19 protein-coding genes and 1 pseudogene are annotated in these 22,699 nt (G+C 62.1%); 11 read left to right on the top strand and 9 right to left on the bottom strand.

All coding sequences use genetic code 11. The features are described from left to right. Positions 1-94: 94 nt before the first annotated feature. Genes IHE39_RS23650 through IHE39_RS23675 form a run of 6 tightly spaced genes read left to right on the top strand, consistent with a single transcriptional unit; the run spans position 95 to position 6,954 of the window. Positions 95-1,012 carry a carbohydrate ABC transporter permease gene (locus IHE39_RS23650; RefSeq protein ID WP_184769591.1) on the top strand — a complete coding sequence of 306 codons (918 nt, stop codon included), beginning with the start codon at positions 95-97 and terminating at the stop codon, positions 1,010-1,012. Then, complete coding sequence (locus tag IHE39_RS23655) at positions 1,009-1,890, top strand: carbohydrate ABC transporter permease (protein ID WP_115730881.1); 882 nt, start codon at positions 1,009-1,011, stop codon at positions 1,888-1,890. The genes IHE39_RS23650 and IHE39_RS23655 overlap by 4 nt, the downstream gene beginning before the upstream one ends. Positions 1,891-1,894: 4 nt before the next feature. After that, the gene (locus tag IHE39_RS23660; RefSeq protein ID WP_184769592.1) at positions 1,895-3,010 is read left to right on the top strand and encodes an ABC transporter ATP-binding protein; all 1,116 of its coding nucleotides are present in this window, start codon (positions 1,895-1,897) and stop codon (positions 3,008-3,010) included. A gap of 1 nt (position 3,011) precedes the next feature. Continuing rightward, positions 3,012-4,517, top strand: a complete 1,506-nt coding sequence (locus tag IHE39_RS23665; protein ID WP_192568156.1) for a GMC oxidoreductase — start codon at positions 3,012-3,014, stop codon at positions 4,515-4,517. Then, positions 4,514-5,290 carry a 3-ketoacyl-ACP reductase gene (locus IHE39_RS23670; RefSeq protein ID WP_192568157.1) on the top strand — a complete coding sequence of 259 codons (777 nt, stop codon included), beginning with the start codon at positions 4,514-4,516 and terminating at the stop codon, positions 5,288-5,290. Before IHE39_RS23665 ends, IHE39_RS23670 begins: the two co-directional genes overlap by 4 nt. Positions 5,291-5,298: 8 nt before the next feature. Beyond that, complete coding sequence (locus IHE39_RS23675; protein WP_192568158.1) at positions 5,299-6,954, top strand: GMC family oxidoreductase; 1,656 nt, start codon at positions 5,299-5,301, stop codon at positions 6,952-6,954. Between the two features lie 59 nt (positions 6,955-7,013). On the opposite strand, the gene IHE39_RS23680 is transcribed toward IHE39_RS23675, so the two are convergent. From IHE39_RS23680 to IHE39_RS23705, 6 genes are all read right to left on the bottom strand, one after another. Beyond that, entirely contained in the window at positions 7,014-7,976 is a 963-nt protein-coding gene (locus IHE39_RS23680) for an ABC transporter ATP-binding protein (RefSeq protein WP_192568159.1), read from the bottom strand. Then, a complete protein-coding gene (locus tag IHE39_RS23685; RefSeq protein WP_192568160.1) occupies positions 7,973-9,172 on the bottom strand; it encodes an amidohydrolase family protein in 1,200 nt (399 codons plus the stop codon). The genes IHE39_RS23680 and IHE39_RS23685 overlap by 4 nt, the downstream gene beginning before the upstream one ends. 17 nt (positions 9,173-9,189) lie before the next feature. Further along, positions 9,190-10,113, bottom strand: a complete 924-nt coding sequence (locus IHE39_RS23690) for an ABC transporter permease (protein WP_192568161.1) — start codon at positions 10,111-10,113, stop codon at positions 9,190-9,192. Further along, entirely contained in the window at positions 10,110-11,075 is a 966-nt protein-coding gene (locus IHE39_RS23695) for an ABC transporter permease (RefSeq protein ID WP_184769599.1), read from the bottom strand. The genes IHE39_RS23690 and IHE39_RS23695 overlap by 4 nt, the downstream gene beginning before the upstream one ends. 59 nt (positions 11,076-11,134) lie before the next feature. Continuing rightward, positions 11,135-12,700, bottom strand: coding sequence for an ABC transporter substrate-binding protein (locus tag IHE39_RS23700; protein ID WP_192568162.1), 1,566 nt, complete (start codon positions 12,698-12,700; stop codon positions 11,135-11,137). Positions 12,701-13,190: 490 nt separating this feature from the next. Then, positions 13,191-14,204, bottom strand: a complete 1,014-nt coding sequence (locus tag IHE39_RS23705; protein ID WP_192568163.1) for an ABC transporter ATP-binding protein — start codon at positions 14,202-14,204, stop codon at positions 13,191-13,193. 119 nt (positions 14,205-14,323) lie between these two features. Between IHE39_RS23705 and IHE39_RS23710 the strand changes: the two genes are divergently transcribed. Beyond that, entirely contained in the window at positions 14,324-15,064 is a 741-nt protein-coding gene (locus IHE39_RS23710; RefSeq protein ID WP_184769602.1) for a GntR family transcriptional regulator, read from the top strand. On the opposite strand, the gene IHE39_RS23715 is transcribed toward IHE39_RS23710, so the two are convergent. The 3 genes from IHE39_RS23715 to IHE39_RS23725 all read right to left on the bottom strand — a co-directional run bounded on the left by IHE39_RS23715 (position 15,061) and on the right by IHE39_RS23725 (position 17,571). Continuing rightward, a complete protein-coding gene (locus tag IHE39_RS23715) occupies positions 15,061-15,828 on the bottom strand; it encodes an aspartate/glutamate racemase family protein (RefSeq protein ID WP_192568164.1) in 768 nt (255 codons plus the stop codon). The two genes, IHE39_RS23710 and IHE39_RS23715, sit on opposite strands and share 4 nt — an antisense overlap. Before the next feature lie 358 nt (positions 15,829-16,186). Next, complete coding sequence (locus IHE39_RS23720) at positions 16,187-16,438, bottom strand: hypothetical protein (protein ID WP_192568165.1); 252 nt, start codon at positions 16,436-16,438, stop codon at positions 16,187-16,189. A 137-nt stretch (positions 16,439-16,575) separates the two neighbouring features. Continuing rightward, the gene (locus IHE39_RS23725) at positions 16,576-17,571 is read right to left on the bottom strand and encodes an AraC family transcriptional regulator (RefSeq protein WP_192568166.1); all 996 of its coding nucleotides are present in this window, start codon (positions 17,569-17,571) and stop codon (positions 16,576-16,578) included. A gap of 201 nt (positions 17,572-17,772) precedes the next feature. Between IHE39_RS23725 and IHE39_RS23730 the strand changes: the two genes are divergently transcribed. The 4 genes and pseudogenes from IHE39_RS23730 to IHE39_RS23745 all read left to right on the top strand — a co-directional run. Beyond that, complete coding sequence (locus IHE39_RS23730) at positions 17,773-18,225, top strand: cupin domain-containing protein (protein ID WP_184769606.1); 453 nt, start codon at positions 17,773-17,775, stop codon at positions 18,223-18,225. Between the two features lie 110 nt (positions 18,226-18,335). Further along, the gene (locus IHE39_RS23735) at positions 18,336-19,820 is read left to right on the top strand and encodes a flavin-containing monooxygenase (RefSeq protein ID WP_192568167.1); all 1,485 of its coding nucleotides are present in this window, start codon (positions 18,336-18,338) and stop codon (positions 19,818-19,820) included. Positions 19,821-19,871: 51 nt separating this feature from the next. Continuing rightward, the gene (locus tag IHE39_RS23740; RefSeq protein WP_192568168.1) at positions 19,872-20,180 is read left to right on the top strand and encodes a hypothetical protein; all 309 of its coding nucleotides are present in this window, start codon (positions 19,872-19,874) and stop codon (positions 20,178-20,180) included. Positions 20,181-21,982: 1,802 nt separating this feature from the next. Next, a pseudogene (locus IHE39_RS23745) lies at positions 21,983-22,699 on the top strand (IS3 family transposase); the annotation flags it as partial.

Consider the following 22,699-nt stretch of genomic DNA (forward strand, 5'->3'; position numbering starts at 1 on the left):
ATAGCAGCGGGGTCACGGCAAGCCCTTCACTGAACTTCATGCCCCGGCTCCGGCCGGGGCACCCCCTGACCTGACAACCCCAGAGGCTGGACACATGGCCGATCTCACGACGACCGCACCCCGCGCGGTAACGAACCCGCGCGCGACGCTGCAGGACCTTCTGCCAAAGCTCGTGTTGGCGCCGAGCTTCGCGTTGATCCTCATCTTCGTTTACGGCTTCATCATCTTCACGGCCTTCCTGTCGTTTTCCGGCTCGAAGCTGCTGCCCGATTTTTCGACCTGGGTCGGCTTCGGCAATTATGTCAGGCTGTTCAATCATCCGAACTGGATCACCGCGCTGAAGAACCTCGCGATCTTCTCGGTGCTCTACATCGTCATCTGCAGTTTCATCGGCCTGGCGCTTGCCATCTTCCTCGACCAGAAGATCCGCGGCGAGGGCGTGCTACGGCCGATCTATCTCTACCCGATGGCGCTGTCCTTCATCGTCACCGGCGTCGCCTGGAAATGGTTCCTCGATCCCGGCATCGGCCTTGAGCATGTGATGCAGACCTGGGGCTGGGAGAGCTTCTCGTTCCGCTGGATCAAGGAAGGCCAGATGGCGATCTACACCATCGTCATTGCCGCGGTCTGGCAGTCGTCGGGCTTCGTCATGGCAATGTTCCTGGCCGGCTTGCGCGGCGTCGACAACGAGATCATCAAGGCGGCCCAGATCGACGGCGCCTCGACGCTGACGATCTACCGCCGGATCATCATCCCACTGATGCGGCCGGTGTTCCTGTCGGCCTTCGTCGTGCTCGCCCACCTTGCCATCAAGTCCTACGACCTTGTCGTGGCGATGACCGACGGCGGGCCCGGCACTGCGACCTGGACGCCGGCGCTGTTCATGCAGAAATTCACTTTCGGCCGCAACGAAATGGGCATGGGTGCCGCCTCGGCGATCATCATGATGATGATGATCTTCACCATCATCGTGCCCTATCTCTACTCCGAGCTCGGGGGGAAGAAGAAATGAGTGCCGTTTCCCAGGACGTCGCCACCCGCAACAGCATCTTCACCCGCGCCATCATCTATGTCGTGCTGATCCTGTTTGCGATCTACTACCTCCTGCCGCTCTACGTCATGGTGGTGAATTCGCTGAAGCCGCTCGACGAGATCCGGCAAGGCAACATGCTGGCGCTGCCGCAGCAATGGACGATAGCACCGTGGCTGTCGGCCTGGTCGACGGCGCAGATCGGCGTGCAGCCGGTCGGATTGAAGCCCTATTTCATCAATTCGATGATGATGGTGGTGCCCGCGGTCGCCATTTCGACCATGCTCGGCGCGCTCAACGGCTATGTTCTGACCAAGTGGCGCTTCAAGGGCGACAACATCGTCTTCGGCCTGATGCTGCTCGCCTGCTTCATCCCGTTCCAGATCGTGTTGATCCCGTCGGCGCGCATCCTCGGCATGACCGGGCTTGCCGGCACCATTACCGGGCTGGTGCTGATCCATGCCATCTACGGCCTCGGCTTCACCACGCTGTTTTTCCGCAATTATTACGAGGCGTTCCCGACCGAACTGATCCGGGCAGCGCAGATCGACGGCGCCAGCTTCTTCCAGATATTCCGCCGCATCCTGTTGCCGTCGTCGGGGCCGATCATCGTCGTCACCGTCATCTGGCAGTTCACCAACATCTGGAACGACTTCCTGTTCGGCTCGTCGTTTTCGGGCTTCAATTCGATCCCGCTGACGGTGGCGCTGAACAACCTCGTCAATTCATCGACCGGCGTGAAGGAATACAACGTGCATTTCGCCGGCGCGATCCTCGCCGCGCTGCCCACCCTCATCGTCTACATCGTCTCCGGACGCTATTTCGTGCGCGGCCTGATGGCCGGCGCGGTCAAGGGGTAAGCCCATGTCGTTTCTCAAGATCAGCAATCTCTACAAGAACTACGGTCAGGTTGAGATCCTCAAGGACATCAACATCGAGATCGACAAGGGCGGTTTCCTGGTGCTCGTCGGGCCTTCCGGCTGCGGCAAGTCCACGCTGCTCAACACCATTGCCGGGCTTGAGCCGATCACCTCGGGCGAGATCTCCATCAACGGCAACTCGGTGGCCGGGCTGCATCCGTCAAAGCGCGACATCGCCATGGTGTTCCAGTCCTACGCGCTCTACCCGAACATGACGGTGGCCGGAAACATAGCGTTTGGCATGGAAATCCGCGGTGTGCCCAAGGACGAGCGCGAAAAGGCGATCAAGCAGGTGTCCGACATCCTGCAGATCGGCCATCTGCTCGACCGCAAGCCGAGCCAGCTATCCGGCGGCCAGCGCCAGCGTGTTGCCATGGGGCGGGCGCTGGTGCGCAATCCGCAGGTCTTCCTGTTCGACGAGCCGCTGTCCAACTTGGACGCCAAGCTGCGCGTCGACATGCGTACCGAGATCAAGCGCCTGCACCAGCGCATGAAGACGACCATCGTCTATGTCACCCACGACCAGATCGAGGCGATGACGCTAGCCTCCAAGATCGCCGTGCTCAAGGACGGCATGCTGCAGCAGTTCGGTACGCCGGCCGAGATCTACAACAGCCCGGCCAACATGTTCGTGGCCGACTTCATGGGCTCGCCGGCGATGAACCTGTTGACCGCGCGTCTCGAAGGCGGCGAAGGCGGACTCAACGTCGTGCTCGAAAGGCCGGGCGAGCAGCCGCTGGCGCTGCCGATCAAGAATGCCAATGGTGCGCTCGGTGTTTATTCGGGCAAGGAGATTATCTTCGGTGTCCGTCCGGAAGCACTGACTGACCCTGACGGTGCCGACCGCAACGCAAAGTCGATCGCGGAAGGCGAATGCCTGATCGAGGTGGTCGAGCCGGCGGGTTCCGACACCTTCGCGGTGACCAAGCTCGGCGGCAAGGAGGTGGTGGCGCGGCTGCGCGCCGATGCCGCCATCCATGCCGGCCAGAAGACGAAGCTCGCCTTCAATCTCGACAAGGCGGTGTTCTTCGACCCCAAGAGCCAGCTGCGCATCGCCTGACATGTCCGGACAGCCTGACATCGTCATCATCGGTTCGGGTGTCGGCGGCGCGACTGTCGCTGCCGGCCTCGCCGCAACCGGTGCCGAAATCCTGATCCTGGAGACCGGCGGCCACATCGAGGACCGGCCGGAGAACCGCGACCAGCGCGCCATCTTCCAGCGCGGCCACTTCCGGCCTGACGAGACCTGGTACGAGGCCGACGGCACCGGCTTCAACCCCGGCAACTACTACAATGTCGGCGGCAACTCGAAGTTCTACGGTGCCGTGCTGACGCGCTATCGCCGCGAGGATTTTGCCGAGATGCAGCATCTCGACGGCGTGTCGCCGGCATGGCCGATCGCCTATGAGGAACTGGAACCTTGGTATGGGCTTGCCGAGGACCTGTACCAGGTGCGCGGCGCATTGGGTGAAGACCCGACCGAGCCGACGCACTCGAAGCCTTACGGCCTGAAGCCGGTTGCCGACGAACCGGCTGTTGCCAAAGTGCGGGCGCGTCTCAAGGCCAAGGGGGTACATCCCTTTTCGCTGCCGCTGGGGGTCGACATCGAGCGCTGGCTGGCCAAGGGCAAGACGCCGTGGGATGCGCATCCCAACAGCTTCGATGGCAAGATGGACGCCGAGACGGCAGCCCTGGCGTCGGCGCTGAAGCACGACAACGTCAAGCTGCAGACCGGCTCGCGGGTGACGCGGCTGGAGACCGGACCGGACGGGCGTATCGTTGCGGTTCACTATGTGCGCAACGGCGAGGCCGCGGTGCTGAAGCCCAAGCTGGTGATCCTGTCGGCGGGGGCTGTGCAGTCGGCGGTGCTTCTGCTGCGCTCGGCCAATGACAGCAATCCCAACGGGCTCGCCAACAGGTCCGACCAACTCGGCCGCAACTTCATGAACCACAACTCGACGGCTGTCATCGCCATGAGCCCGTGGTTCCGCAACGACTCGGTCTATCAGAAGAGCTTCGGCTTCAACGATTTCTATCTCTCCGACGGCGAGGGCGGCCCGCCGCTCGGCAATGTGCAACTGCTCGGTCGCATCTCGGGCACGATCTTGAAGGGGGCCATGCCTTCGGTGCCGGAATGGCTGCTCAACCTGACGACGGCGCATTCGATCGACTTCTACGCCATGAGCGAGGACCTGCCGTCGCCGGAAAGCCGGGTCACGGTCGACGGCGAGCGCATCGTGCTGAAATGGGTGCGCAGCAACTGGCAGGCGCATGAGCGGCTGGTGGCCAAGCTCAAGCAGGTGCTGCGCAGCGCGGGCTTTCCGCTCGTGGTGTCGCGTGCCTTCGACAAGCGCACGCCCTCGCATCAGTGCGGCACGGTGCGGATGGGCACTGACCCCAAGGACGCGCCGCTCGACGTCTTCTGTCGCGCCTTCGATCATCCCAACCTGTTCGTCGTCGACGCGAGCTTCCTGCCGACCTCGGCGGCGGTCAATCCGGCACTGACCATCGCCGCCCAGGCGTTGCGGGTCGCCGACCACATCGCTGAAAAGGATCTGGCGGCATGAAAGGGCAGGCAAAACCTGTGGCGCTGGTAACGGGCGCGCGCCGCGGCATCGGCCTTGCGGTCGCCGAGGCGCTGGCCAGGGCCGGCTTCGACCTTGCGATTACTGACCGAGAAGCAGATGCGTCCTCGGACGAGGCGGTCTCGGCCCTGGAAAAACATGGCGCGCGCGTGCTGTTCGTCGCCTCCGACCTCGCCGATCTCGACGGCCATGCCGGAACTGTCGAGACGATCGTCGGGCACTACGGGCGGATCGATTGCCTGGTCAACAACGCCGGCGTCGCGGCCAAGGTGCGCGGCGACTTCCTCGAGCTCACGCCCGAGAATTTCAATGCCATCATGGCGGTTAATCTGCGCGGCACGGTGTTCTTCACCCAGGCGGTGCTGCGGGCCATGCTCGTCGCCCCACCTACATTGCATCCGCGCTCGGTGATCAACATCACCTCGATCTCGGCCGAGATGAGCTCGCCCGATCGGCTCGACTATTGCATGTCGAAAGCCGGGCTCGCCGCCTTCACGCAAGGGTTGACGCTGCGGCTCGCCGGCACCGGCATCGACGTGTTCGAGATCAGGCCCGGCATCATCCGCTCCGACATGACGGCCAAGGTTTCGGAAAAATACGACCGGCTGATCGCCGATGGGCTCGTTCCGATCAAACGCTGGGGCGAGCCCGACGACATCGGCCGCATCGCGGCAGCACTTGCCGGCGGCGGCTTCGGCTTCGCCACCGGTTCCATCATCAGGGCCGACGGTGCGCTGTCGGTCGCGCGACTTTGAGATCAGAGATGACCTACGACTACATCATCACAGGTGCGGGTCCCGCCGGTTGCGTGCTTGCCAACCGGCTGAGCGAAGATCCCGACGTGCGCGTGCTTTTGCTCGAAGCGGGCGGCAGCGACTGGAACCCGCTGTTCCACATGCCGGCCGGCTTTGCCAAGATGACCAAGGGCGTGGCGAGCTGGGGCTGGGAGACCGTGCCGCAGAAGCACATGAAAAACCGCGTGCTGCGCTACACCCAGGCCAAGGTCATCGGCGGCGGCTCGAGCATCAACGCCCAGCTCTACACGCGCGGCAACGCCGCCGACTACGATCTGTGGGCGAGCGAAGACGGCTGCACCGGCTGGGACTTCCGTTCGGTGCTGCCCTATTTCAAGCGCTCGGAAGACAACCAGCGCTTCGCCGACGACTACCATGGCTATGGCGGACCGCTGGGCGTGTCGATGCCGTCGGCAGCGCTGCCGATCTGCGACGCCTATATCCGTGCCGGCCAGGAGCTTGGCATTCCCTACAACCACGACTTCAACGGCAAGCAGCAGGCCGGTGTCGGTTTCTACCAGCTGACCCAGCGCAACAAGCGTCGTTCGTCGGCTTCGATGGCCTATCTCGCGCCGATCAAGGACCGGCGCAACCTGACCGTCCGCATGGGCGCGCGGGTGACCCGTATCGTGGTCGAAAAGGGCAGGGCGGTCGGCGTGGAGATCGCTGGGGGCAATGGCACCGAGATCATCCGCGCCGAGCGTGAGGTTGTTGTATCCTCAGGCGCCATAGGCTCGCCCAAGCTTTTGCTCCAGTCGGGCATCGGGCCGGCCGATCACCTGAAGAGCGTCGGTGTATCGGTCGTCCACGACCTCAAGGGCGTCGGCGAGAACATGCAGGATCATCTCGACCTGTTCGTGATTTCCGAATGCATTGGCGATCACACCTACGACAATGTCGCCAAGCTGCACCGGACATTGTGGGCCGGTCTGCAATATGTGCTGTTTCGCACCGGGCCGGTGACGTCGAGCCTGTTTGAGACCGGCGGCTTCTGGTATGCCGACCCCGATGCGCGCTCGCCCGACATCCAGTTTCATCTCGGCTTGGGGTCGGGTATCGAGGCCGGCGTCGCCAGGCTGAAGAATGCCGGCGTGACCCTGAACTCGGCCTACCTGCATCCGCGCTCGCGCGGCACGGTGCGGCTTGCCTCCAGCGATCCTGCCGCGGCTCCGCTGATCGACCCCAACTACTGGGCCGATCCGCACGACCGCAAGATGTCGATCGAGGGCTTACGGCTTGCCCGCGAGATCATGCAGCAGGCAGCCCTCAAGCCCTTCGTGCTGGCCGAGCGTCTGCCCGGGCCGGGCAAGGTCTCGGACGAGGACCTGTTCGACTATGGCTGCACCAATGCCAAGACCGATCATCACCCTGTCGGCACCTGCAAGATGGGCAGCGACGAGATGGCGGTGGTTGGACTCGACCTCAAGGTGCACGGCATCGAAGGCCTGCGCGTCTGCGACAGCTCGGTGATGCCGCGCGTGCCCTCCTGCAACACCAATGGCCCGACGATCATGATGGGCGAAAAGGGCGCCGACATCATCCGCAACCGCGAGCCCCTGCCGCCGGCGATCTTCGCGCACGAGCGCAACGATATCAGGCCACGGGCGCGCGCCGAAGTGAGCTAGCCTCCGACCGAGCGCGTTAGCAAAGCTTCGAAAGGCAATTGGCCGGCGTTCGTGGTTGCCTATCCCTGAACGGCGTGGCAGGCGACGTTGGCGCCGATGGCGGTGCGCTTCAGTTCCGGCCGTTCTTTCTTGCAGATGTCCATCGCCAGCGGGCAGCGTGGGTGGAAGGTGCAGCCGCTCGGCGGGTTGAGCGGGCTCGGGATGTCACCGCCCAGCGGCGCGCGGTCGCGCTTGGGCGCCTCGAGGTCGGGCACGGTTTCGAGCAGCAGCCTGGTGTAGGGGTGCTGCGGGTTTTCGAGGATGACTTCGCCCGGTCCTTCCTCGACGAGGCGGCCGAGATACATCACGCCGATGCGGTCGGTCAGGAAGCGCACCACCGACAGATTGTGGCTGATGAACAAATAGGTCAGGCCCAGCTTCTGTTGCAAATCCTTGAGCAGGTTGAGCACCTGCGCCTGCACCGATACGTCGAGTGCTGAGGTCGGCTCGTCGAGCAAGAGCAGTTCGGCTTCGGCGGCGAGCGCGCGGGCAATCGAGATGCGCTGGCGCTGGCCGCCGGAGAATTCGTGCGGGTACTTGTCGGCGTCGCTGGGCGCCAGGCCGACTGTTACAAGCAGCTCGCCGATGCGCTTGCGGCGTTCAGCACGGCCAAGCTTCTGCGCCATCGGCTCGGCGATGCTCTGGCCGATGCGCCAGCGCGGGTTGAGGCTGCCGACGGGATCCTGGAACACCATCTGCAGCCGGACGCGCTCGCCGCCTGGCTTGCAGATCTCGACCGAACCGTTTGTCGGCTTTTCCAGCCCGGCGATCAGGCGCGCCACCGTCGACTTGCCGCAGCCGGATTCGCCGACCAGCGAGAAGGTGGTCCCAGGGCGGATCGTGAAACTGACGTCGTCGACTGCCTTGACAGTGCGGCGCGGGACTCGGGTCACCAGCCGCTGCAAGAATGGTGCCGAGACGTCGAAGGTGCGGCCAAGATTGGCGACCTTGAGCAGGGGCAGTTCGGTGACGATTGCGTTCATGCGCCGCCACCGTCGATCCAGGTGCCGTCCCGGGCAACGATACGGCCGCGCTTGACGACCAGCGCGCGCTTGGGCCGGTCGACGACGATCTGGGCCAGGTTCTCGCCTTCGATCAGAACCAAACTGCCATCGCAGCCGACGTCCAGCCCGTGGCCGTTGAGATCGAGCAGGTCGGCGCCGCGCCTGGTGCCCATGTCGAGGGCGGCGATCAGCTCGGCGTCGGTGCGACAGTTGCTGCGCCAAGACAATAGCCAGCAGCGTTCGAGCATGTCGCCATTGCCGTGCGGGTTCCAGGTGTCGCGCAAGGAGTCGGAGGCGACCGCACAGCGGACGCCATACTCGGCGAGCTCGAACATTGGCGGGAACGGGATGTCGCCCGGAACCGCAGAGATGATGCCGATGCCGGCTTCGGCGAGCAGGTCCATCATGCGGGCAAGCTCGTCGCGCGATGCGGTGCCGAGGCAGAAGGCATGGCTGACGATGACCTTGTCCTGCATGCCCAGCGCCTTGGCGCGTTCGGCGATCAGGCCGAGCTCGTAGAGGCCGAGCTCGCCGCGCTCGTGCAGGTGAATGTCGATCTTGGCCTGCTTGCGGTGGGCGATGCCGAAAATGGTGTCGAGATGGCCCTTGGCGTCGCCATCGACGCTGGCCGGGTCGATACCGCCGATAACAGAGGCGCCTTCGTCAAGGGCTGCTTCCATAAGCTCTGCCGTGCCCGGCTCGATAAGCATGCCGAGCTGCGGGAAGGCGACGATTTCGAGGTCGACGGCGTGCTTGGTCTTTTCCCAGGCGGCGAGTACGCCATGCAGATTGTCGAGCTTGTATTCGGGCGAGATGTCGACATGGCTGCGGATATGGGTCGAGCCGTTGGCGACGCATTGGCGCATCAGATTGCCGGCACGCTCAGCGACCGACCAGGGCAGGCTGCGGCGGATCTCGACCTCGTTGTCGATCATGGCGCGGAGCGAGTCCGGCACGTCGATGCCGTGCCAGGGCAGGCCCCAGAGAATCTTGTCGAGATGGACATGAGCCTCGACGAAAGGGGCGATGGCGATCGCGCCCTTGCCGTCGACGACCGTGATGCCGTCAGGGCCCGTCACATTGCTGCCAATCGCCGCGATGCGGCCGTTCTCGATCAGGATGTTGCCCGCGCTCCCGGCATCGGGGCGGACATTGGTGAGCAGAAGGTCGGTCATGATGCGGTTCCGTGGTCTTAGCGGAGGCGAGGGTTGAGGACGTCGCGAAGCCAGTCGCCGACGATGTTGACGGCCAGCACCAGCAACACGAGTGCGGCGCCGGGGAACAGCGAGATCCACCATTCGCCCGACAGCAGCAGGTCGTTGCCGGCGCGGATCAAGGTTCCGAGCGAGGGCTGCGACGGCGGCATGCCGAGGCCGAGGAACGACAGGATCGCCTCGGTGAGGATTGCGACGCCGAGACCCAGTGTGGCCAGCACCAGCACCGGGCCAATGGTGTTGGGCAGGATGTGGGCGAGCAGGATGCGGACACCGCTGACCTCGCTGATGCGGGCAGCCGCGACATAGTCCTTGCGGCGCTCGATCATGGTGGCGGCGCGCACGGTGCGGGCGAACTGCACCCAGTCGGCGACGCCGATCGCCAGGATGACGACATAGAAGCGCATCTCCTCGCGCATGCCGATCGGCATGACGATCTTGGCGACGCCATCGATGAAGAAGGCGATCATGATGGTGGGGAAGCTGAGCTGGATATCGCCGAGCCGCATGATGACGGTGTCGACCCAGCCGCCGAGATAACCGGCGATCAGGCCGAGCGCCACGCCGATGGTCATCGAGAAGGCGACGGCGGCGATGCCGACAAGGATCGACACGCGCATGCCGTAGAATATGGTGGAGAGGATGTCGCGACCCTGCTCGTCGGTACCCAGCAGATAGGTCGAGGAGCCACCGTCGATCCATGCCGGTGGCAGGCGTGCGTCCATGATGTTCAGCGTCGCCGGGTCGAACGGATTGTGCGGGGCGATCAGGTTTGCGGCGGCGGCGCAAAACACCAGCACGATGAGCACGACAGCGGCGAAGATGACCGGCGGCGAGTTCCTGAAGCGCCAGGCCAGTTCGCTGTTGCCGAAGGCTTTGAGTCTGAGGACGAGCTGGCTCATTTTGCGCGCAACCTTGGATCAACGGCGAGATAGATCAGGTCGACGATCAGGTTGATCGTGACGAAGCTGAAACCGACGAAGGCGAGATAGGCCGCCATGACGGGGAAGTCGGCGAATTCGATGGCCTGCAGGATCAGCATGCCCATGCCGGGCCACTGGAACACCGCCTCGACGACGATGGCGAAGGCGATCAGCGAGCCGATCTGCAGCCCGGTGATGGTGATGACAGGCAGCAGGGAGTTGCGCAGGGCATGCGTCAGGTAGACGGCGCGGTCGGAGAGGCCGCGGGCGCGGGCGAACTTGACGAAATCGGTGCGCACCACCTCAAGCATCTCGCCGCGCACCAGTCGCATGATCATCGACACCTGGAACACGGCAAGCGTGATGGTCGGCATAATCAGCGCCTTGAGTCCCGATGTGGTGAGCATGCCCGTCGTCCACCATCCGAGCTTGACGACCTCGCCACGGCCGAAGGCCGAGAGCCAGCGCAGTTCGACGGAGAAGACCAGGATCAAAAGCATGCCGATCAGGAACTGCGGCATCGAAATGCCGAGCAGCGAGCCGAACTGCAGGCTGCGGCTGACGAGACCGCGCGGCTTGAGCGCAGTGTAGACGCCCATCGGGATGCCGACGGCAAGGGCGATGACGGTGGCGCAAAAGACCAGCTCCAGCGTCGCCGGCAGGCGGGCCAGGATCAGGTCGACGACGGGCTGACGGTTGCGGTAGGAGACGCCGAAATCGCCGACCACCGCGCGTTCGACGAAGCGCCAGAACTGGACGAATGTCGACTGGTCGAGACCAAGCGCGACCCGTAGCTCGTCACGCTGGGCAAGCGTGGCGTTGACGCCGAGAATGTTGTTCACCGGGTCGCCGAGGAAATTGAAGATCGAAAACGAAAGGGCCGACACCACCAGCATCACGAGGATGACGCTGGTCAGTCGCGTGGCGAGCAAGGAAATCATCTCAGCCTCTGAAACGGAGGGAGGCCGGGCGCAGCAAGCGCCCAGCCTCCGATCAATCGTCAGTCCATCGTGTAGTACCAGAACCGCGTATATTCGTCGGCCGGCACGATGGCGTGGACCTTGTCGCTCATGCCCCAGGTCAGGAACTGCTGGTGCAGCATGATCTTGCCGACCTCGTCGCGGTGCAGCTTCATGACCTCCGAGATCATCTCCTGGCGCTTTTCCGCATCGTATTCGGTGCCGATCTGCGGGGTCAGCTCGTCGACCCGGGCGTTGGAGTAACCCTTCGGGTTCCAGGCGCCGAGGTCGCCGGTTGGCGTATGGAAGGTCGCCGAGATGATGTTGTAGGCATCGAGCGTCGGCAGGCCGGCCCAGCCGAGCATGTAGAAGGAGTATTTGCCGGCCGGCAGTTCGGTGTCGAACTGCACGGGTGGGTGCATCGTCAGCTGCGCCTTGATGCCGACCTTGGCAAGCATGCCGACCGTTGCCTGGCAGATCTGCTCGTCATTGATGAACGAACCGGCCGGGCAGTCCATCGGCAAGGTGAAGCCGTCGGCGTAACCAGCCTCCTTCAGCAGCGCCTTCGATGCCTCGACATCATAGGGGAAACGCACGTCGAGGCTGGCGTCGTAGAACGGCAGTTGCGGCGCCATCATGATCGCCGACGGGCGGCTGTTGTCGCGCATGATCGAGCGCTTGATGCCTTCGATGTCGATGGCCTGGTAGATCGCCTTGCGGACGCGGACGTCGGCGAGCGGGTTGGAATCGAGGCCGGGCAAGGTCTTCGACTGCTGGTCCATGCCGTAGAAGATGTTGCGCAGGTGAGGCGCGCGCATGATCTGCATGCCCGATGTCGCCTCGATGCGCGCGACGTCCTGCGGCGGCGCGTTGCGGATGAAGTCGACCTCGCCTGAGAGCAGGGCCGCGACGCGCGTCGCGTTGTTGGCGATCGGCGTATAGACGATCTCGTCGATGTTGTGCTCGCGCTTGTCCCACCATTTGTCGTTGGCGACAAAAACGGTCTTCACGTCGGGCTCGCGGCTGGCGACCTTGAACGGTCCGGTGCCGATCCCTTGCGTGATCATGGCGCCGCCGGTGTTGGTCGACAGGTCGAGCGGCTTCTGGGCGCCGATCGATTCCTGGAACTCCTTGTCGAGGATGTACCAGCCGGCGAAATCGTTGAGCAGGAGCGCGTATTTGCGCTTCAGCGTCATGTCGATGGTGTGGTCGTCGACCTTGACCACCTCGGCGATGGGCTCGAGCAGGCCGGCAAAGGGCGAGCCCGGCGAGCCGGCGCGTTCGAAGGAAAAGATCACGTCGTCGGCGGTGAACGGGTTGCCGTTGTGGAACTCGACGCCCTTGCGCAGGTGGAAGCGCCATTTGGTGTCGGACAGCGTTTCCCAGCTTTCGGCCAGCGCCGGCTCGATCTTGAGTTCCTTGTTCCAGCGGACAAGGCCTTCATAGACATTGCCGATCAGGCTGAGGGTGAAATCCTCACGCGCCGCATGAGGATCCATCGAACTGATTTCCTGCGATTCAGCGAACCGCAGCGTCTTGGCGTCAGCCGCGCCGGCGGCGAAGCCAGCGCAGGAAGCGAGGAGAAGTAGTTTCAGATAACGGTTCATCGGCTGTTCCCACACAGTTCTTGATTGTTGGACGTTCGTTGTCTCGGTCGGGCGTCGGCCGGCCGATGGCGAGGGCGTCAAGCGTGCCGAAAGGCGCCGCTCCCATCGGGGTCGTGAGCTGGTTCAACAGGCTTGCGTGGCTTGCGTGACGGTTTCGAGACCGCGATCCTCTCATCCCCTGAGCCTCGGGGAATGCCCATTTCGATCCGTTCTGATCTCGAGCGCTTGTCACTGGAACCCAGCCTGTTGAGAGCCGACAGGAGGGATGATTTCACATCGAATACGCTTCGTCTACAGTGTTGTATGCGTAAAATGGCATCAATTGTATACAAATAGTGCCTGCAAAATGGGCAGTTGGTCGGGAGCGCGGACGAGACAGGACGAACGGCATTCGCAACGGCGAAACCGGTCCAAGGGGTTCTCCAGCAAGGCGATCTAGCCGCCACGATGGCCTTGCTGCGTAACGACGGCAACCAGGCCATCGTGGCGGCTAAATCGCCGTGCCGCCCTGGTGGATAAAGCAGGCGGCGGAGGTGCCGCCGGCATCGGCAAGCCTCGGCAATTCGCTGCGGCAGCGGTCGCCGGCCTTGGGGCAGCGCGGATTGAAGGCGCAGCCAGCGGGCCAGCTGCCGAGGCGCGGCATCGAGCCATCGATCTGGGCAAGACGATCGGCCTTGCGGTTGAGCGAGGGGATCGAGGCCATCAGCCCTGCTGTATAGGGATGGCGCGGCCGGTGGATGACTTCGTCGACCGGTCCGATCTCGACGACGCGTCCGGCATACATCACCGCCACCCGGTCGGCGGTCTCGGCGATGACACCCATGTCATGGGTGACGAGCATGATGGCGGTGCCGCGTGTCGCCGCAAGCCGTTTCAACAGGCCGATGATCTGAGCCTGGACCGAGACGTCCAGTGCTGTCGTCGGCTCGTCGGCGATGATCAGCTCGGGCTCGCCTGCGAGCGCCAGTGCGATGACGATGCGCTGGCGCATGCCGCCGGAGAACTGGTGCGGATACTGGCTGAAACGGTTCTCAGGGTCGGCGATGCCGACTTCGCGCAGCAGCTGCAGGGCCCTGGCGCGTGCGGTCTCGGCATTGCCGGGATGATGCGCGCGGATGGTTTCGGTGAGCTGGCGCCCGACAGTGAACAGCGGGTCGAGGCTGGTCAGCGGGTCCTGGAAGATCGCGCCGATATGGCGGCCGCGCAGCTTGCGCTGTTCGGCCTGCGGCAGGTCATCGATGCGCTGGCCCGACAGATGGACAGTGCCGCCCGATATCCGGCCGGGCGGCTGCAACAGCCCGATCAGAGCGCTGCCGGTGAGCGACTTGCCGGCGCCGGATTCGCCGACGACGCCAAGAATTTCGCCCTGGCCGATGCTGAAGGAGACGTCGTCGACAGCGACAAGCGAATGTTGGCGCAGCGGAAACTCGATGCGCAGATTGTGTACATCCAGAACGGCTCCTGATAGCGCCGTCGGCCTGGGTTCAAGAGCCAGTCCAGTCATTGCAACACCGCCGTTCGTACAAGGGTTGTGCCAAGGGAAAAGGCATGTTCCAAGCGGGAACGGTAGAGGATAGAATACATACCAAGTCCTCCTTATGCCCAATTCACCAGGATCGTGACATGCTACGCGAGCCCCGCGCTTCGAAGACCGCCGTTTCGCCGAGCCAGGACGGCAAGACCAAGAAGCGCGGCGGCCCGACCGACGAGCATATTCACGGCGAAATCTATTCGGCGATCATCAATCACCAGATCCGGCCGGCGACACCCTTGCAGGAAGACGCGCTGGCGACCGCCTTTGGCGTCAGCCGCACGATCATCCGCAAGGTACTGCAGCGGCTGTCGCATGAGAAGCTTGTCGACCTGATCCCCAACAAGGGCGCCTTCGTCGCCAAACCCTCGATCGAGGAGGCGCGGCAGGTGTTCGAGGCGCGGCGCGGCGTCGAGTGCATCCTTGCGGAAAAGCTCGCCTCGACGATCACCAAAGAAGACGTCGATCGGCTGACGGCCATGGTGAGCGCCGAGGCGGAGGCAGTCGAGCAAGACAGCAAACAAAGGCGGCTGCAGCTCTCCGGGGATTTTCATCGTGAACTCGCCTCGCTTGCCGGAAACGAGGTGCTGCGCGATTTCGTCCACGAACTGGTGTCGCGGACGTCGCTGATCATTGCGCTGTATGAGTCGCCAGGTGCGGTGCCGTGTTCGTACAGCGAGCACAAGGAGATCGTGGACGCCTTGAAGCGGCGGGACGGCAAGAAAGCTGCGCAGTACATGGACCACCATCTCCGTCATATCGAGGCTCAGATCGACCTGTCCGACCACCCCGTGCGCGTCGACTTCAAGACGCTGTTCAAACCCCTGGGCTAACTGACCTTTCTCGTCACTTCGGTGCTTGCGAGGCGCGTATCGGGTGCATAGCCGGCGAGCTTGCCGCGATAGGTCTTGGGCAGCGGATAGGCGAGGTCGCCGCGCTTGGACGTCTTCAAGCCCATGCCGACGATCGCCTCGGCGAATTTGACGCCGGCAACGACGCCGTCGATGACAGGTACCTGCAGCCGGTCTTCCAGGTAGTGCGCGAGATCGGCCATGCCGGCGCAGCCAAGGACGATGGCCTCCGAACGATCTTCGGACAGCGCCCTTTCGCACTCGGCAAGGATGATCGCGCGCGCGTTCGATTCCGGCTTCTCAAGCTCCAGCACCGGAACGTCGGTGGCGCGCACGCGGCGGCAGTGGTTTTGCATGCCGTAGTTGCGCACGAGTTGCTCGGCGATGATGCGGGTGCGTTCGAGCGTCGTCACCACCGAAAAGCCGGTGGCGACAAAGGTTGCTGCGTGCATCGCCGCTTCGGCGATGCCGAACACCGGCGCGCCTGATATCTCACGTGCCGCAAGCAGGCCGGGATCGCCGAAGCAGGCGATGATGTAGGCGTCGGCTGCCGGACCATCCATGATCTCGTCGACAAGGCCAATGATGCTCATCGCCTCGTCGTAGTGGCCTTCGATCGAGGCCGCGCCCGAGCGCGAGGTGACGGCCAGGATTTCGGTTCCAGGTGCAGCAACCGTCCGCGCCGCGTCGCCGATGATGTCGGTCATCGACTGCGTGGTGTTGGGATTGATGAGCTTGATTCTCATGCGATCCTCTGAAGCCGGTGGCCCACCGTGGCGTGGGCAATCCCCAGCCTTAAATTGTATACTATCATGTATTCGTATTGGATGTAATTTGCTGTTGTCAACACGGCGCCAAGCGATTTTGCGGGACAGGCGATATCGAACGCCGGCTGTTGGCAGAACGGATGGCTGCAGTTTTCGCGCCGCTCGACGGATTGCCGCGATTGCCGGGACAAGCATTTGAAGGATTTGGGATTTGCCTCGTCGCAGTGGCCTATGGCTCAAAGCCAAGCAATGCAGGGCTTTTCGGCGCTGCTAGCGCATCAAGAAGTCGCGATAATTGTATACATGTCTGGATTTCCTAGCTCCTGCCGAGAATAGCTCAGAAACCGCAGGCCAGGCATTCGAGGCCGTTCCTGTAGCGATATTCGGCTTTCCAGTAGTGCGGGTCGTTGACCGCGGCGTATTCGACCTCGGCCACCGTGGCGTATTTCTTCCTGAACGGGCGCGCCAGCATGATGAACAGGCGGCAGTCCGGCGGCCAGTCGCCGACCGAGAGAATGCTGTTTCCCCGTGATAGCTCCGACATCAGGATCGCCTGCAATGGCGGCGCCATCCTGGGCAATTCAGGCATCGTTGCGCTCCTGGGGTGTCACGGGTGGTGGAGGCCGGCCGGGCCGCTGAGAGCTGTCGAACAGCGGACACGCGTGATTCAGAGCATGCCCGGCAGGCGCCTTCAAGCTGCTGGCGCCCAATCTATTGCCGGCCACTCTACTGTCGTAGCGTGCCGCTTCTCTTCGTCTCGCGCGGAAGCTCGCCAAACTCGTGCCTGTACTCGGCGGCGAAGCGGCCGAAATGGGTGAAGCCCCATTTCAGCGCGACATCGGTGACGCTGGCTTCGCCGGCCACGAGATCGAAGCGGGCCCGCCGCATGCGCTCGCGGGTCAGTGCACGGATGGGCGATATGCCAAAGGCGTTCCTGTAGGCCAATTGCAGCGTCCTTGGAGCGACGCCGGCAGCTTCGGCGATCTCATGCAGCCCGATGGGGGCTGCGACATTGGCGCGGATGAACTCCTCGGCGCGCTTCAGATGGCGGGGGGCCGCGCCCGGCCGCTGCTCGTTGAAGAACAGGCTCATATTGTTGGGTTGGCAGCGCAGGAACAGTTCCAGCAAATGCTGCTCGTGCAGCACGTTGTGGAGGCCCGAACCGGGCATGGGCGTGCTGATTTCGGCGGCCCGGAACAGCGAGTTGGCGAGACGCCGCCACGCCAGCATCTCGGGTCTGGAAAAATCGATCAGCGGGTCGAAGATCAGCGGCCCCGAAATGTCACGGTCGAGCAGACGCATGGCGAAGGCATGCAGCGGTGCCTTGCGGACCTGGACCAGCAACTGGGCGCAGCCCTGCCACCATTTCATCTTCGTCGCCAGGTCGGCATTGAGGACGGAGGCGATGCTGCGGTTAGTCAGGAATTCGCGCGTGCCGTTGCGGATGGTGGCCGCGCCCGAGACCGGCATCTGGATCAGGTAGAAGTCGCCGAGTTCGCCCGGATCGATCATCACGTCGGCGCCGTAGCTGATGTAGTTCAGCGAGATCATCTCGCCCGGCGCATGATTATGCGTGACGCGAAAAGCTTTCCGGTCACCGATGATGTCCAGTCGGTGATTGCAAAATTTCTGGGCGACCCGCTCCCTGGCGCAGTCGAGATCGTTCGACTGAAACAAGACATGGTCTGAAAGCGGTACCCTTCGAACGGACGCCTCTTCCATCAGCATTTTCGCAGACTAGCACCGTTCTACCTGCAGCCAACGAAAATGAGCGACGCTATGTCTTGTCGGCAGCATTTTTGCGCTTTCTGGATAGTCATCGCGCATTCCGGCTAGTGCATTGACAATGTCTGCAGCAATGTTTGCTGTGGAACAAATGAAAGGGTCGCCTCGGGCAGGCCCTTCGAACAAAGGGAGCATCACATGAGCAATGAACTCGCCAAGGGCATCACACGCCAGGGCACCGGCTATGCCGGCAAGACCTGGAACATCCTTGGCCAGGTCTATTTCCCCAAGGCGGTGTGCGACGCCACCTTTGCCTTCGAGACCAACAGCGAGCCGGGGCAGTTCGTGCCCGTGCACATCCACCCCAACCAGGAAGAATTCATCCTGGTGCAGGAAGGCGAGCTCGATCTCAAGCTCGACGGCGAATGGGTCAAGGCGAAGGCCGGCGACCTGGTGCGCATGCCCCGAGGCATTCCGCATGGCTATTTCAACAAGTCGGACAAGCCGACCAAGGCGCTGTTCTGGGTGTCGCCGGCAGGCATGCTCGAAGAGCTGTTCAACAAGCTCGACAACCTCGCCGACCCGGCCGAGGTGGTGAAGGTCTCGGCCCAGCACGAGGTCAACTTCCTGCCGCCGGAAGCCAACGCCTAGGCTGCCAGCTTCCACCGGGGAATCTGCCTGACGCGCGCGACATCGGTCGCGTGCGAAGGCTGGCCCGCGTCCCGGCAAAGCCTGCATCCTGGCCAACAAGGAACAGCAAGATGGTCGACAAGAAGAAAGTCTGCGTCATTGGCGCCGGCGTGAGCGGGCTTGCGGCAGCACATGCCTTCAAGCAGCGTGGCCACGAGGTGGAAATCGTCGAGCGCAGCAACGATCTGGGCGGGGTCTGGGAGCCGGCGCGGTCCTATCCCGACGTGCAGACGCAAAGCCCGAAGGATCTTTATCGCTACACCTCGATGCCGATGCCGGACGACTATCCGGAATGGCCGAAAGGCACGCAGGTCCATGCCTATCTCAAAGGCTATGCCGAGCGGAACGGGCTCGCATCACTCATCCGCTACGGCACCAAGGTCGTCTCAATGCAGCGGCGCGACGGGGCCAAGGGCTGGCGGGTGGAACTCGCCAGCGGCGGCAAGACGGCCAGCCAGGATTTTGACTTCGTTGCCGTCTGCACCGGAAACTTCAGCGCGAAACGCGAACTGGTGCATCCGGGCCAGGACGAGTTTGTCGCCGCTGGTGGCGAGGTGCTGCATTCGTCCGAATACACCGATCCGGCAACAGTGCGCGGCAAGCGCGTCGTGGTGCTCGGCTTCTCCAAGTCGGCGACCGACATTGCGGTCAACGCCGTCAAATCGGGCGCGACCGCCGTCACCATCGTCTATCTCGAGCCGGTATGGCGCATTCCCTACTTCATCGGCGGCCTGATCAACTTCAAGCGCATCCTCTATGTCCGCGCCCAGGAGGTGATGTTCCCGAACTGGGATCAGCCCTTGCTGGCGCGGCTTGGCCATGCGCTGGCCAAGCCGTTCGTCTGGGCCAACTGGCGGGCGCTTGAAAGCCTGCTCTCGCTCCAGCTCAAGCTCAAGAAGACCGGCCTCAGGCCAAAGGTGCCAATCGAAACCAGCATCAACTGCTCGGTGCCGATTGTTACGCCCGGCTTCTTCGACATGGTTGCCGACGGGCGCATCAAGGCGATCCAGGGCACCATCGCTGCCTACGAGCAGGGCTCGGTCATTCTGTCGGGTGGCGAGCGGGTGGACGCCGACATGGCCATTCTGGCGGTCGGCTGGAAATCCGGCGTGCCGTTCCTGCCGGAAGAATACCAGCGCAAGCTGGTCGAGCCGGACGGGCAGTACCGGCTCTATCGCGTCATCGCCAACCCTGATTTGCCCGACATGGGTTTTGTCGGCTTCAACTCGTCATTTTGTACGGTGCTGAGCGCCGAACTCGCCGCCAACTGGCTGGTGCGCTATGCCGACGGCAAGCTCGGGCGTCAACCGACGCACCACGAGATGACCGACAACATCGAGATGATGTTGCGCTGGAAGCGCGACGAACGCCCCGCCGCCAGCGTCTATGGCGGCCTGTGCGTCGCGCCTTATCATTTCAAGCATTTCGACGAGTTGCTTGCCGACATCGGCGCAACGAAACGGCGACGCAATCCCTTAGCCGAGAATTTTGCGCCGCCGAACGCCGATGCCTATGCGGGCTACCTCAACAGCGCACCGGACTATCGCGCGGCGTGAGCCGAACGGCGAAAGGACCGTTGCGTGCCTGGGTGTGCTGACCGAGCGTCGATGGATTTTCTTTTGCGATATCAGGGAGTTCGGATGGTGGGCGTGACAGGGATTGAACCTGTGACCCCTGCAATGTCAATGCAGTGCTCTCCCGATTATCGGCGCTGTCGCTCCGGTGAAAGGCTGAATGAATTCAACTGCTTGACGCAGTCAACGACCTTTCTTGGCTACACGCAACCCATCGAAAATACCGGTTCTCACGGCGCTCGTTATATTTACCAATGGTATCGCTTTATTTGCGTATTTGCCAACGTCAAACGTTGTAAGATGAATTTCATCGATATTCTCATCAACAACATTGTACAGTAAAGAGAAATCAAAATCACGACCGCTAAGGTAATCAATCCCGGTGTCACGCTCCCAAAATGAGCAGCTGATGGCATCAATTCCAATTTATATAAAGCGGTCATTCATAAATCTTTTGTAATTATAGCGCTGACTTAACTTGAAGCTATCTATAAATTTGAAAGTGAATTCAACTTCAGAAATATTTTTGTTTAGAAGATCATTTGTGTTTCCTGGCGACATAGTAAACTTCTATGCTAGAGTTTTACTTTAAATCCGAGATACTATCATAACATGTCCACAGATGGCGAACCTTACTATCGATTGGAATGTTGTAAGCCTTTAGCTAAGAGAGGTCTACGCTTGCATAGAAAGATTACCTGAAGATACCCAATAACCAATTCACTCATGCGCGAGGGAAGATCATCTGGTTGCCTTTGTTGTAGGTGTGCACCCCTGGCTGGCCCCTCATGCATTGGCGATGTTGTAAACCCAGCATGAAGCGCGATCCCTTCATCCTCCATCTATGATCACCGCGAGACATCATCTAGTTACCAAAATACCGTTTGATGACGCTACGTCACATGGCGGAGCTGGGGCAATGAGCTTGACGTATCGGGAAGTGCAGGAGCAGCTTCGGCTTGTTGGTGTAATGATCAGCAAGCGGGGATCGACGATCCGAGTGAACCACCTGGGCGGCTCCGAAGGCACGGCTTGCTATACTGAAAGCCTGGAAGACGCCGTTGAAGCTGGCATGAAAATGGCTCGGCCTCAGCAATTGCCTGCTCATTGGCTTGCTGGCAGGCGGTAGGGGCGCACGATAGGCTCATCCAGTGGGTGGGCAGGAGGAATGGCATGACGTACGCGCGAATTTGGCTATCCATGTCCCTTTTTGCACTGATGCTTCTGGTTATTCCCAACGGTGCCAACGCTGAAAAAAAGCTCGACAGCTGCAAGAGCGACCGGGCACGACTATGTCCCGGATTGTCCCGGCATGAATGCAAACTGGGCAAATACGTTGGTCAGCTTTCGACGATGTGTCGCGCCACGATAGAACCTGAGATGAAAAGGAAGGGCAAGTCGCCCCGGCAGGAAGCATCCACGGGAAGCGGCGCTTGCGCTGCTGATAGGAAGCGGTTGTGCGCAGGAGGCTCACGCGGTGACTGCAATCTTCGAAAAATGCTGACCGAGCTAAGTCCTGCATGTCGTGCAAGGGTACAGCAAAGACAAGCTACGCGGTAGAATGGCCCGGCGACGATTCCTCTGTGAGATCAGCATGGGGCGCTTGCCGGCAGACGGTGAAAGAGTGTTCCAGAAATGCTCGATGGCGGCGTGATGGCGTGGTCCGCGACTGTTTGGGTTGTCATCTTGGTGGCAGCCGTCGTTTGCCTCATCGGTACCAGATCAGAATAGTTAGCACTGGGTGTGGGCGAAAGCTCCCCCATTCCCTACCGGAGAATTTGTAAACCCAAGGCACGGATGGGGCGGGAGCCATGCCGGGGGTACCCCTAGCGTATATGCTCAACGCCTGATCAGGGGGGTTTGATCTGTAAACCTAACCCAAAGCACTGAAAGCTGGGGGCGTGATCAGCCCACTAAATGCGTTCTGTAAACCTATTGCAAACGGGGAGAGTTGCCGCTCCCCGCCCACAATGCGACTATTGACTATTCAAGCTTCAAGTTCTCACCACGGCGGGGTTTCCCCATCGGTGGCGTCGGGCACCTGGAACCGGCTTGACCTGCCGTGACCTGAACCCCGAAAACTGGGCCGTTCGGAACTGGAGTTTTCCGCGGTAACATCCCTTGGCTGGGAGGAGCGGAAGACGATGAAGGCATCGAAGTTTTCGGACGCGCAGTTCATTCTGAAGCAGGGCGCGGACGGGATTCCGGTCGCGGAGATCTGCCGTCGGGCGGGGATCAGCCAGGCGACCTAGTTCAACTGGAAGAAGAAATATGACGGGCTGCTGCCGACGGAGATGAAGCGGCTGAAGCAGCTTGAGGATGAGAACGGCAAGCTCAGGAAGCTGGTCGCTGATCTCTCCCTGGACAAGGAGATGCTGCAGGACGTCATCCGCCGAAAACTGTGAGGCCTGGTCGCAAACGCGAGCTGGTGGCGGAGACGTGCGCTGATTGGAACGTGTCGATCCGGCGGGCATGCCGGGTTCTGGAGTTCGACACCTCGACCTATCACTACAAGTCCCGCCGCCGCGATCAGGCCGGCATCGAAGCTCGGATCAGGGACATCTGCGCGACGCGGGTCCGCTATGGATATCGGCGCGTGCACGTGATGCTCACGCGCGAAGGCTGGGACATCAACATGAAGCGAACCTACCGGATTTACAGGGATTTGGGCCTTCAGCTGAGAAACAAGACGCCGAAGCGACGGGTGAAGGCGAAGCTCCGGGACGACCGCCAGGAAGCCGTCCGCCCGAACGACGTCTGGGCGATGGACTTCGTCCACGATCAGCTCGCTACGGGCAAGAAGATCCGCGTGCTGACGGTCGTCGATACGTTCTCCCGCTACGTGCCTGTGCTCGATCCCC

Origin of the sequence: Aminobacter carboxidus, from assembly GCF_014863355.1 — a bacterium.
Lineage (GTDB): Bacteria > Pseudomonadota > Alphaproteobacteria > Rhizobiales > Rhizobiaceae > Aminobacter > Aminobacter carboxidus.

Coding starts and splice junctions, on each gene's coding strand:
- IHE39_RS23650 (WP_184769591.1), top strand. CDS start 95: ATGGCCGATCTCACGACGACCGCACCCCGCGCGGTAACGAACCCGCGC.
- IHE39_RS23655 (WP_115730881.1), top strand. CDS start 1,009: ATGAGTGCCGTTTCCCAGGACGTCGCCACCCGCAACAGCATCTTCACC.
- IHE39_RS23660 (WP_184769592.1), top strand. CDS start 1,895: ATGTCGTTTCTCAAGATCAGCAATCTCTACAAGAACTACGGTCAGGTT.
- IHE39_RS23665 (WP_192568156.1), top strand. CDS start 3,012: ATGTCCGGACAGCCTGACATCGTCATCATCGGTTCGGGTGTCGGCGGC.
- IHE39_RS23670 (WP_192568157.1), top strand. CDS start 4,514: ATGAAAGGGCAGGCAAAACCTGTGGCGCTGGTAACGGGCGCGCGCCGC.
- IHE39_RS23675 (WP_192568158.1), top strand. CDS start 5,299: ATGACCTACGACTACATCATCACAGGTGCGGGTCCCGCCGGTTGCGTG.
- IHE39_RS23680 (WP_192568159.1), bottom strand. CDS start 7,976: ATGAACGCAATCGTCACCGAACTGCCCCTGCTCAAGGTCGCCAATCTT.
- IHE39_RS23685 (WP_192568160.1), bottom strand. CDS start 9,172: ATGACCGACCTTCTGCTCACCAATGTCCGCCCCGATGCCGGGAGCGCG.
- IHE39_RS23690 (WP_192568161.1), bottom strand. CDS start 10,113: ATGAGCCAGCTCGTCCTCAGACTCAAAGCCTTCGGCAACAGCGAACTG.
- IHE39_RS23695 (WP_184769599.1), bottom strand. CDS start 11,075: ATGATTTCCTTGCTCGCCACGCGACTGACCAGCGTCATCCTCGTGATG.
- IHE39_RS23700 (WP_192568162.1), bottom strand. CDS start 12,700: ATGAACCGTTATCTGAAACTACTTCTCCTCGCTTCCTGCGCTGGCTTC.
- IHE39_RS23705 (WP_192568163.1), bottom strand. CDS start 14,204: ATGACTGGACTGGCTCTTGAACCCAGGCCGACGGCGCTATCAGGAGCC.
- IHE39_RS23710 (WP_184769602.1), top strand. CDS start 14,324: ATGCTACGCGAGCCCCGCGCTTCGAAGACCGCCGTTTCGCCGAGCCAG.
- IHE39_RS23715 (WP_192568164.1), bottom strand. CDS start 15,828: ATGAGAATCAAGCTCATCAATCCCAACACCACGCAGTCGATGACCGAC.
- IHE39_RS23720 (WP_192568165.1), bottom strand. CDS start 16,438: ATGCCTGAATTGCCCAGGATGGCGCCGCCATTGCAGGCGATCCTGATG.
- IHE39_RS23725 (WP_192568166.1), bottom strand. CDS start 17,571: ATGGAAGAGGCGTCCGTTCGAAGGGTACCGCTTTCAGACCATGTCTTG.
- IHE39_RS23730 (WP_184769606.1), top strand. CDS start 17,773: ATGAGCAATGAACTCGCCAAGGGCATCACACGCCAGGGCACCGGCTAT.
- IHE39_RS23735 (WP_192568167.1), top strand. CDS start 18,336: ATGGTCGACAAGAAGAAAGTCTGCGTCATTGGCGCCGGCGTGAGCGGG.
- IHE39_RS23740 (WP_192568168.1), top strand. CDS start 19,872: ATGGATTTTCTTTTGCGATATCAGGGAGTTCGGATGGTGGGCGTGACA.